At 62.5% G+C, this 10118-nt stretch carries 8 protein-coding genes and 1 tRNA gene; 4 read left to right on the top strand and 5 right to left on the bottom strand.

Translation table 11 applies throughout. From position 1 onward, the window contains the following. Positions 1-576 (top strand): queuosine precursor transporter (locus FJY68_06885; GenBank protein MBM3331563.1); only part of this gene is annotated, 576 nt, incomplete at its 5' end. Positions 577-647: 71 nt separating this feature from the next. Here the strand turns inward: FJY68_06885 and FJY68_06880 are convergent. The 3 genes from FJY68_06880 to FJY68_06870 all read right to left on the bottom strand — a co-directional run bounded on the left by FJY68_06880 (position 648) and on the right by FJY68_06870 (position 3838). After that, positions 648-1937, bottom strand: coding sequence for a PorV/PorQ family protein (locus tag FJY68_06880; GenBank protein MBM3331562.1), 1290 nt, complete (start codon positions 1935-1937; stop codon positions 648-650). 390 nt (positions 1938-2327) lie between these two features. After that, positions 2328-3266 carry a PorV/PorQ family protein gene (locus FJY68_06875; protein ID MBM3331561.1) on the bottom strand — a complete coding sequence of 313 codons (939 nt, stop codon included), beginning with the start codon at positions 3264-3266 and terminating at the stop codon, positions 2328-2330. Continuing rightward, complete coding sequence (locus FJY68_06870) at positions 3263-3838, bottom strand: hypothetical protein (GenBank protein MBM3331560.1); 576 nt, start codon at positions 3836-3838, stop codon at positions 3263-3265. The genes FJY68_06875 and FJY68_06870 overlap by 4 nt, the downstream gene beginning before the upstream one ends. Before the next feature lie 174 nt (positions 3839-4012). Between FJY68_06870 and FJY68_06865 the strand changes: the two genes are divergently transcribed. Continuing rightward, positions 4013-6406 carry a hypothetical protein gene (locus FJY68_06865; GenBank protein MBM3331559.1) on the top strand — a complete coding sequence of 798 codons (2394 nt, stop codon included), beginning with the start codon at positions 4013-4015 and terminating at the stop codon, positions 6404-6406. Positions 6407-6885: 479 nt separating this feature from the next. Then, complete coding sequence (gene rimI, locus FJY68_06860) at positions 6886-7521, top strand: ribosomal-protein-alanine N-acetyltransferase (protein ID MBM3331558.1); 636 nt, start codon at positions 6886-6888, stop codon at positions 7519-7521. Between the two features lie 104 nt (positions 7522-7625). Here rimI and FJY68_06855 read toward each other — a convergent pair whose 3' ends face one another. Together FJY68_06855 and FJY68_06850 are read right to left on the bottom strand one after the other, a co-directional pair. After that, positions 7626-8144 carry a nitroreductase gene (locus FJY68_06855; GenBank protein ID MBM3331557.1) on the bottom strand — a complete coding sequence of 173 codons (519 nt, stop codon included), beginning with the start codon at positions 8142-8144 and terminating at the stop codon, positions 7626-7628. A gap of 100 nt (positions 8145-8244) precedes the next feature. Further along, positions 8245-8318: transfer RNA gene (locus tag FJY68_06850), tRNA-Arg, on the bottom strand. Positions 8319-8467: 149 nt separating this feature from the next. Here FJY68_06850 and FJY68_06845 point away from each other — a divergent pair. Beyond that, a complete protein-coding gene (locus FJY68_06845) occupies positions 8468-10114 on the top strand; it encodes a hypothetical protein (protein MBM3331556.1) in 1647 nt (548 codons plus the stop codon). Positions 10115-10118: the final 4 nt, after the last annotated feature.

Genomic DNA, 10118 nt, shown 5'->3' with positions numbered 1-10118 from the left:
TACATCGCGGCGCAGATGCTCTCGGACATCGCCAGCCTGCGCATCGTCACGATTGCCGGGTTCAGCGTGGACGCGGGCACGCTCGTCTACCCGTTCACCTTCACCCTGCGCGACCTGGTGCACAAGACCGGCGGCATCAGGACTGCGCGCTGGCTCATCGTTGCCGCCGCGGTCATCAACCTGCTCATGGCCGGCCTGTTCTGGCTGGTGACGAAGCTCCCGCCCGACATGAACGTCGGGGCGCAGCTTGAGTTCGGCCGAGTACTCGCGCCGGTCTGGCGCATCGTTATCGCCTCAATAGTCGCGGAAGTCGCGTCGGAACTGGTCGACGGCGAGGTCTACCAGCTATGGGTCAACAAGGTCGGGCAGAAGCTGCAGTGGATGCGGGTGCTTGCGTCAAACTCGGTCTCGGTGCCGCTCGACTCGGCCCTGTTCTGCGGCCTTGCCTTTGTCGGCCGGATGCCGTTCGCTGTCGTCATCTCCATCTTCGCCGCCAACATCATCGCCAAAGGCATCACGACCCTGATCAGTCTGCCGTGGATCTACCTGGTTGGAGAGAAGAAGGCCGCGGCTTAGGGATTCTCACCACCAAGACACCAGGACACCAAGACACAAAGCTGCCGGATTGCGACAATAGCCTGCGCCCGCTACAGACCGGCGCTCAGTTGGAACCGGACGTTCCGGGTCGGGAAATCGTAAATGTTCTCATCCACGCCCACGTCGAACTTCAGGCCTATGAATTCAACTCCGACGCCCCAGCAGATTCCCAGGCCAACGACCTCGCCCGAGAGCGGCTTGGTCAGTTGCCGGAGCAGGCTGATATGGCGAGTGGCTCCGAAGTTCTGGACAACGATTCCGCCGCGCTGGCCGACGATGTCCTCGAAGTAGCCAAGTCGGATACTCGCGAGCCTCGCGAACCGTAGCTCCAGCCCGACTCCGTGCTCCACCTGTTCCCAGCGGTGCACGAAGTCGCCGGCTCGCGGCATGGGCCTATCGAGGTCGCGCCAGGCATCGCTCACCAGGGCGACTTGTACCGCTCCCGGAATCCTGGGGCTGAACGCGAACCCAACTCGCGCAATGGCAGGCAGCGCGTCAGTTCCCCCATCGTCCATGTAGTTGATGCCCGGCCCGAAGTTGCTCAGAGCGGCCCCGATACTCAGACACTGAAACGGGCGATACAGGGCGCCGCAGTCCAGTGCGATTGTGAAGCCTTGGCCACCGTACTCAATTCCCAGCTCCGGCATGCGCTCCCAGACCCAACTCGGCACGAGTAGCGAGTAGATGGCCTTCAGGGTTCCGCCCGCGGACAGAGAGGGCAGGATGCGGTAGGCGCCGGTGACGCTCGGAGATAGATCCCACGGACGGTATCGACCAAGGGTCTGACCGTGCTCGTCTATCACATCCGTCTCACCGGTTGTAAGGTAGATGACATTGGCAGCGAGGGCGCGCCGTTCATCCAGACGGTACGCGACGCCGGCGTGTTCGTAGCTCATGCCGGGGTAGAGACCGGGAAGCCAGTTGATGTGAGTCCACGTCGCAGCGACACGCGTGCCGAGTGCGATGCTCGCCGGGTTATAGTAGGTGTTCGCATCGAGGTCGGTCAGCGCCGTGCCACAGCCGCCGAGTGCGGCAGTACGGGCATCGGGGAATATCATCAGGAACACGGCGCCTCCAGCTTCGACACGCACCGACATCAAGGCGACGGTGACCAGCACAGGGAGTCCAAAGCGTCTCATCACTTGAAGCCCATGATTCTGACACCAATGAACCACGTGCTGCCATGCCGCCAAGCCAGTTCGTAGTCGTGTATCCAATCCCACCCGGGACCTTGGCACCAATCGCCATACCAGCCGCCCTCCAGGCCGAACGCAACCGGTAGACTCGTAACCAGCATCGCGCCAATTCCAGCTCGCGCCCGCCATCCCAGGCGCTTCCATACTAACCCATAGGTCGCGCCTGCGCCGGCCGTCACGTAGGGCCGAACAATGTCCAGGTTCGGTACGAGGTAGTAGGTTGCGGCCGGGCCGAATGCGATGACCGGCGTGCTTGTGAACACGTTCCCGCTCTCAGGGAACGTGTTGAAAAGGGCTAACTCAGCGCCCACGGCGAGGTCCGGGAGAACGGCAATGCCGACGCGCAAGATTGGGTCTGACCAGACGTAATCTGTGAAGCCGCTATAGGAGTACACTTGGCCGGAGGAGAACCGCGTGTCGAGCCCGACCGTGCCGAATCGTGTGCCGGTCGCGAACGGCGCAGCCGCCGCGACCATGGCAAGGAGAAGAATGACTGCTGCTGGTCTCACGACAGACCTCATGGCTCTGATACCACTATAGGTGCCAGGAGAACTGGAACCTGACGCTCCGGGGGCGGAATGTCTGGTCGTAAGTGTCAGAGTCCACGCCGACGTCTATCCGGATTCCTCGGTGTTCGATTCCCACACCCCAGGTGAGTCCTCTGAGGCTGTGTTCGTAGCGGTAGCCGAGCCGGATGAAAGCCAGGTGCGCGGCTCCGAGCTCAATGCCGCCTCCGAGGTGCCACGGGTGCGGGTTTGAACCAACAGGGTACAGGTTCCGAGAGACGTCTGCCGCAAGAACAGCCGAAATCGGGGCGGGAAGCGATGGCCGAATCGCGAAGCCGAGGCGAGCGCACCGCGGCAGGTAGTACCCTGCATCGGTGTGGTCGCCGATAATCGGCCCCAGGTTGGCGACCGCGAGGCCGAGCGTCAGAGCGTCTAGCGGTCGGTACTGGACGCCCACGTCACACGCAGACGTGAGGAAGTCGATGACACGTCCCCCAGACCAAGCGATGCGTTGGTAGATTGCCTTGACGGTCAGCCCGGCAGAGATGGCAGGCTGGAGTCGGTAGGCGGCAGAGACGCTTGGCGCCACGTCGTACCAGCGAGTTGTCCCGATGGTTCTTCCACGTTCGTCCGTAGAAGCGAAGCTAGTCTGAAAGTACTGGACGTTGGCGGCGAGGCCTAGACGTTCGTCCGGTCTGTACGCCACTCCTGCATGGTCGATGCTCATGTTGGGCCACAGCCAGCGCTCGTGGGTCCAGGTAGCGGCCATCGGCGAGCCGGAAGCGATGTTTGCCGGGTTGTAGTAGGTGTTGGCGTCAAGGCTGTCGAGCGCCACACCGGCACCCCCAAGCGCCGCCGTGCGAGCATCAGGTATGATCTTGAGGAATGTGGCGCCGGGACCTGTCGGACCCAGTTGCGCGAGCCCCATGGCTGCGGCGAGTGCTAGAGGGAGCAGAGTTCGTTTCATAGTCTCAGGTCGCTCAGACGCAGACCGAAGAAGAACGACGATCCCGACACCCAGATCGGCTCCACTCGCCACGGCGGGCCGGTGGCGCCCAGCACTGTTATCCAATCCGCGTACCAGCCTATCTCCGTCCCGACCGTGACTGGGCCGGCCTCCAGCAGTGCACCTGCGCCAAGGCGGAAACGCCAGCCTTGGTGTCTGAGGAAGTCATATGACACGCCGGTTCCGACCGTGCCATATGTCTGGATTCCGGAGAACTCCGAAGGAAACCAGGTCGCCACCGGGCTGAAGGCAAAGACGGGAGTGTTAAGGAACATGTCGCCGTGTTTAGGGAAGGTGTTGAGCAATGCCAGGTCAGCGCCGAGTGCAAGGCTCGGAGTTACGCATATCCCTGCCCGAAAGAACGGGTCCACGCTTGAGAACGCAGAATCGGGGTGGTATGAGTAGATGGCGCCGCCGGAGATGCGGCAGTCGATCCCGACCATGCCGAATCGCGTGCCGGGCGCAAACGGCACGGCCGCCGCAACTGCGACGAGGAGAAGAATGACTGCTGCTGTTCTTCCCACAGAAGTCATCGCGGAATCATACATCAGTAGCATGACCTGTCAAGAGGGGGCGGGCGGGCAGGAGGCATGCAGTTTGGCGGCAGCAGGCGGCGGTCTGTTTCACCCGAGAGCGGAGCGGACCCGATAGGTCATCACTTGACGCCGGCACTCACCGGGCTTATTATCGCCACGGCGGTCTGAACCATGAGACTCCGATTCCTGCTGTCCGTGTTTGGGGCGATGGCCTCGGTTGCGTTCGGCCAGTGGCTCGATACTACGCTTGTCCTGCCGGACTCGCTCGGCGGGCTGCAGAGCCTGCGCTGCCTGGCCGTGAACACAGTGAACAACCGGGTCTACGTCGGTGGGCAGTATGGCGAGGTCACCATCGCTGTGGACGGCACGACGAGCGAGAAAGTGGCCCGGATTCCGACCGGCTACTTTGCTATCGACATGGCGTACAACCCGCTCAGCAACAAGATATACAGCGTCAACTACTACGACGACAACCTGACCGTGATTGACGGAGCGACCAACCAGGTCGCGGCCAGCGTGAACGTCGGCTGGGCCCACTACTCGGTCTGCTTCAACTCCCGCGACAACCGCGTCTATGTTGCGAACTACGTCGACAACAACGTCGTTGCTGTCGACGGTGTTACCGACCAGATTGTCGCCACGATACCGACCGGCGAGCGGGCCTGCTTCGTCACCTACGACTCGCGCCGCAACCGGGTCTACTGCGCGAACGAGCTGGGCAACTCCGTGAGCGTGATTGACTGCTCGACGAATGCGGTGGTGGCGACGGTCGGCGTCGGCGCCAACCCGCGTATCCTCCGCTACGAACCGGCGGGTCACAAGGTCTACTGCGCGAACGCGATCAGCAACACGGTGTCGGTCATCGACTGCTCGACAAACGCGGTGCTCGCGACGCTGCCCGTACCGAGCATGCCGAGCGCGCTTATCTGCAACCGGGTGACCGGCAAGGTCTACTGCAGCAGCCTGACCACTGACAACGTGACCGTGATCGACGGTGCCGGAGACAGCGTGATACGCACCATTGCGGTAGGAGATCGGCCGACCGCACTCTGCTGGGACTCGCTCGACAACCGGGTTTTCTGCGCCAACCAGTCCGGCAGCAGCGTCAGCGTCGTGGACGGCGTTACCGATTCCGTTATCGGCACGATTCCGGTCGGGAACTACCCGTGGGCAATCGCCTGGAACCCGGTCTCCAACCGCGTGTACGTGGCGAACTGGCGCGGCTGCGACGTTTCGGTTATTGACGCCGCGACGATGGCCGTGCTGGATACCGTCACCGTTGGCTGCTGGCCCGGAGCGCTGGCCTTTGGAGGCTCGCCCGGATTTGATGGGCGGGTCTACTGCGCGAACCAGTGGAGCAATTCGGTTTCCGTCGTCGACCCGGCGACGAACGCGGTCCTCGGGAACGTAGCAGCCGGTGCCTACCCGTCAGCGATCTGCTCAGGCACCGGGATACGCCGGGCATACACGGCGGACCGCGATGGCAACACCGTTACTGTGATCGACGGTCGTGACCTTGATGTCGTCGCCACGGTGCCGGTTGGTCTGCGGCCCGCGGCGGTGATGTGGTACAATGGCGAGGTCTTCTGCGCCAACAGCGGTAGCAACACGGTGACCGTGATCGACGGCCAGAACTGCACGGTGGACGCCACAGTGCCGGTGGGCAGCAACCCGCGCGCCCTGTGCGCCTCGTCGTCTCTCGGTCAGGTGTACTGTGCCAATACCAACAGCAATACGGTGTCGGTCATCGGGTACGAATCGCTGAATGTGCGCAAGACCCTTGCGGTCGGCGCCAGGCCGGTCGCGTTTGCCGAAGTGCCGGGTCTGTACGTACTGGTTGTCAACTCGGGCAGCAACAGCGTCAGCGCAATCGACCCCTTCAATGACACTGTGGTCAGAACCTATCCGGTCGGCACATCGCCGGTGGCAGCGGTCTGCTACGCGGGCGGACTCGACCAGCGCCTCGTGTACGTGGCGAACTCGGCCAGCGATAACCTGACCGTGATCGACGTGATCCTCGACAGCGTCGTGGCAACTATTGCAGTCGGTGATATGCCGGTCGCGGTGGCAGTGGACTCGTTCAACGGCAAGGTCTATTGCGTGAACCAGCTCAGCGACGACGTCAGCGTAATCGACTGCTCGACCAACACGGTTACGGCGACATTCCCGGCAGACTACACCCCGGTTGCCGTGCTGACGACGCTCTACGGCCGTACTTACGTCGCTGACAACGGTGGGTCGTGCCTGACCGTCATCGGCGATAGCGCGGCAGTCGGCATTACGGAGGGCTTCAGGCCCCAAGCCAGGAACCACATGCAGGAGGCCACGGTCGTGCGCGACGTGCTGTTCCTGCCTCAAGCCTCAAGCCACAAGCCGCAAGCCTCAAGCTTGCTGGATGTCGGAGGTCGGAGGGTGATGGAACTGAGTCCGGGCGCGAATGACCTGCGGGCGCTGGCGCCGGGGGTGTACTTCTGCCGTCGGACGGCAGGCTTCGCATCGTGCGACCGGGCGTCGAGCGTGAGGCATGATGCGTCAAGCGTCATCAAGGTCGTGATCGCGCGGTAGCGAGCCGGCCGAGGAACTCCCCATAGAACCTGCCGTGCGGTTCTCCCAGCTATTCTCCGTGCAGGTCTCCGAACTGCGTGTCGGATTGCCCTACGGATTACGTCCTGAGCGATTCGGCGGACGATCTGTCCGGCAGCTTGGAGAGCTGATCTCCCGGCAACTCGCCGGGCCGATCGCCGAGTTTCTTTCCGGATAGACCTCTGAGCAGCCGACCGAACAGCAGTCCAGGTAGCTCTCCAGACTCCTCTCCGGACAGCCGGCTGAGCAATCACCGAAACTGCCTTCCGGGCAGCCTCGGCGATTGCCTCCAGAACAGCCGGGGGGACGGGGTAGGGGAGGAGAGGCAATGCCTAATAACCAATTACTAATGAAGAAGTTAGAACAACTCGGGGGGTTGATTCCAGGAGGACATATTCGAAACTGGACGTGAGCGATCAGCGTCAGATGAGCCATCAGATCATCTGTTACTTCCGAAGGAAATGGGTAAGCGCCAGCGGCCGCGGTTGTTGCGCGGGCAAATCGGGCCGCCTCAGGATGTCCGCCTCTGGACTGAGCCGCGAATTGGCAGCGGGGAGAACCGTCGAACCGGCATAGGGTTCGCGCGGTTGCGCGGGTTTGACACCGGCAAGGTACTCGGCATTATCTTCCACGTGACAGTCAGGCCGATGACCGAAGCCGACCTCGACCAGGTGATGGATCTGGAGAAGGCCATCTTCGCCAGCCCGTGGCGGCGATCCTTCTTCCTGTCCGACCTAGACCGGTCGCAGGGGCTTTCCGTCGTGGCCGAGGATGAGGGCGTTATTCTGGGCTACGCCGTAGCCTGGGGCGCGGAGGAGACGCACCTCGCCAACCTGGCCGTGAGCGAGGTTGAGCGCGGCAAGGGAGTCGGCGGCAAGCTGCTCGACGAGGTCGTGGCCTTTGCCCGGCGAAGCAAGGCCGGATCCATGTACCTCGAGGTGCGAGTCTCGAACACAACTGCCCGCAAGTTCTATGCCGAACGCGGGTTCGTGCCGACCTACCTGCGCAAAGGGTACTACGAGAACGGCGAAGACGCGGTGATAATGGAGAGAGAGCTTGACGGAGAGAGCCAGCCGAAGTCAGAAGTCAGAAGCTAGATGTCAGAAGGCAGAAGTCCCGACCAGATGCTCTCCGCAAAGGCACCAGGACACGAAGATAAATCCAGGAGACGGTGCAGGGTCGCTGGTCTGACGTCTCTGGTCTACTGGTACTGGTCGTAGCAGACGATCTCGGACAGCGGTTTGCGCGGGCGCGGCTTGGCCTCGACCGCGGGATAACCGAGCGGAGTGAGGGCAATCGGCTTCACTCCTTCGGGTATCGCCAGGACCTTCCTGACCTCGGCCTCAACAAACGCGCCAATCCAGCACGTGCCCAGGCCTTCGGCCGCGGCCGCAAGGATCATATGCTCGATGGCTATCGTCAGGTCAACTGCCTCGGCTGACCAGTAGCCGCCCATCCCTTTCCACACCTGCGCGTCAAGGGCGCAGCCGCAGATGACGACCGGTGCCTGGCCGACTGAGCCCTGGCCTCTGCAGGCCGGGACGAGCGCTTGGCGGATTGCAGGGTCTTTGACGACGATGAACTTCCACGGCTGGTAGTTCTTGGCCGACGGGGCGAGGCGACCGGCCTCAAGAATGCGGTTCAGCACTTCTTCGGGAACGGCGTCGGGCTTGTAGGCGCGGATGCTTAGTCGACTGCGGACAACATCGTAGAAATCCAAGGGACCTCCAGTAGGAGTCAAGGGGTCAAGGGCTCAAGGTGTCGAGTGTCCGGACACTGGAATCCCAGAATCCTCGAATCCTGGATTCCTGTTCCGGCAGAGCGCCCGACGCGAATTGAACGCGTGGCCTGCAGATCCGGAGTCTGCCGCTCTATCCATCTGAGCTACGGGCGCGTGGCGAGAATCTAGCACAGCCACGCGTTCTAGTCAAGCCAAGAGGATAGATGGCCCTAGGGCGCCATTCGCGTACGCCAGGCGCGATTCGCGCTTGACACGCGTCAGCAGCGAGGTATTATTCGGCGACCGCAAAGAAGAGGAGGCGTATGCGACTCACTGTCCTGTTCGTGGTTCTATGCGGACTGGCTGCGGCCTATGTGCCCAGTTCGTTCCGCAGCCAATCAACCGCGGGTCTGTGGGCGGATGACTACGACCTGCTGTTCGAACCGGCTCGCATCCCGCTCATCAGAGGAGACAGGGTCTATACCGCGCTGTCGAACCTTGTGTCCGGCAACGACCAGCAGTTCAGGGGCTCGACAAACGATTTCTTTCTCCTCGGCGGCTCGACTTCGCTCACGGCGCCGATCTACCCCGGGCTGCTCTTCGATCGCTTCGCGAACCATGACCCGCTCGCCACCGGACTCACCAACAGCGCGGGCGACGAGTTGCTGGGAGAGGGGAGGGCGATCCACACCGAACTCCTGGACCTTGATTCGAATGGAACCTACGACTACAAGCGCGAAGACGTGACTTCTGCCGAAGCCTGGAACGAGAACGAAACCACCCATGGCTATTTCGGCGTCGGTTACAAGGCCGGCAGTCTGCGGCTGGGTGCGGCGTTTGCGCCCAGCATTTCCTCCAGCCAGTCCGTTGATCCCGCACGCAACTACACCTTCGACCGGCGCGATTCCAGCCTCGTCGACCGGATGCTGACCTACCGCGAGAATGACACTTTCGTTGGTTTCGACCGCAGCCGGGTGACCGAGAGTAACATCATAGTGAACGGCTGGTACGACTTCAGCACTGTCCGGCTCGGCGTGCTCGGCAGCTTTGCGCCACTCGTCAACGAAGAGAGGCATGACTACCGGGGCTGGTCGAGTAGCGACCGCAGTCCGGCCAATCCGTCAATTGTAGACTTCAGTCGCGAGCAGATGCTTGATACCGCCGACATACCCCACGCCGGCAGTCGAATTGGCGGAGTGGCATCCCTGTTCTACTTGCCGAAGCCCGAAATCGAGAGCCGGTTCTACCTCCGCGCGTATACGCAGAGCCTGGCAGTTGGGGCCGACGCCGGCGGTCTTGAGGCAGGCCGGATTGACAGCTTCTGCCACCCGGGCACGGCGAGCGGCTACGATACGACCCTGCACAAGTATCGCGGCCGGGAGATGCGCCAGGGCATCTCGGTCAGCACCAGGCAGCTTTTCACGGTGACGCCCCGGCTCAGGCTCGGGCTGGGGCTGGGATTTGCCGCCGACGCGTGGCAGGACTCGCTTGAGGACAGCACGGCCCAGCGCAGCTACTACGCATACGACAACGGCGACTCGATCTCCGGGCGCGAGGATTTCCAGAGCACCACGACCTTCGCCGAGGAGTGGATGACGCGAACCACGGGCACGGACCGCGTGCTCACCGCGCCGGTTGGAGTTGAGTTCAAGGTCGTGGAGCCGCTGGCCCTGCGGCTGGGCGCGAGTCCGACCATGACCTGGAAGGACGAAACGACGGTTGAGGAACTGACCGCGTCTTCGCCGCAATACACTCATACGATCTACGGCGACAGCACGTTCTCGGATCGGCTCGGCGACGCGCAGCAGAACCCGGGTTCGTCCGAGACCCGAAAGAGCGTCACCTACTCTACCGGCCTGACCTACGGGATCGGGTACAGCCCGATAGACAATCTCCAGATTGACCTGATGGGCTTCTCCCGGTTGACCGACCTGCGCTACTGGCGGCTTTCGGTCACGCTCAAGTTTTAGGAGG

This window comes from candidate division WOR-3 bacterium (assembly GCA_016867815.1).
Lineage (GTDB): Bacteria > Hydrothermota > Tepidihabitantia > Tepidihabitantales > Tepidihabitantaceae > UBA2258.
This window is presented reverse-complemented; position numbering and strand designations above follow the sequence as displayed.

What these genes read in the sequence shown, in the direction of transcription:
- FJY68_06880 (MBM3331562.1), bottom strand. Translation starts at nt 1,937, where the DNA reads ATGGAAGCGCCTGGGATGGCGGGCGCGAGCTGGAATTGGCGCGATGCT.
- FJY68_06870 (MBM3331560.1), bottom strand. Translation starts at nt 3,838, where the DNA reads ATGACTTCTGTGGGAAGAACAGCAGCAGTCATTCTTCTCCTCGTCGCA.
- rimI (MBM3331558.1), top strand. Translation starts at nt 6,886, where the DNA reads ATGGGTAAGCGCCAGCGGCCGCGGTTGTTGCGCGGGCAAATCGGGCCG.
- FJY68_06845 (MBM3331556.1), top strand. Translation starts at nt 8,468, where the DNA reads ATGCGACTCACTGTCCTGTTCGTGGTTCTATGCGGACTGGCTGCGGCC.
- FJY68_06865 (MBM3331559.1), top strand. Translation starts at nt 4,013, where the DNA reads ATGAGACTCCGATTCCTGCTGTCCGTGTTTGGGGCGATGGCCTCGGTT.
- FJY68_06875 (MBM3331561.1), bottom strand. Translation starts at nt 3,266, where the DNA reads ATGAAACGAACTCTGCTCCCTCTAGCACTCGCCGCAGCCATGGGGCTC.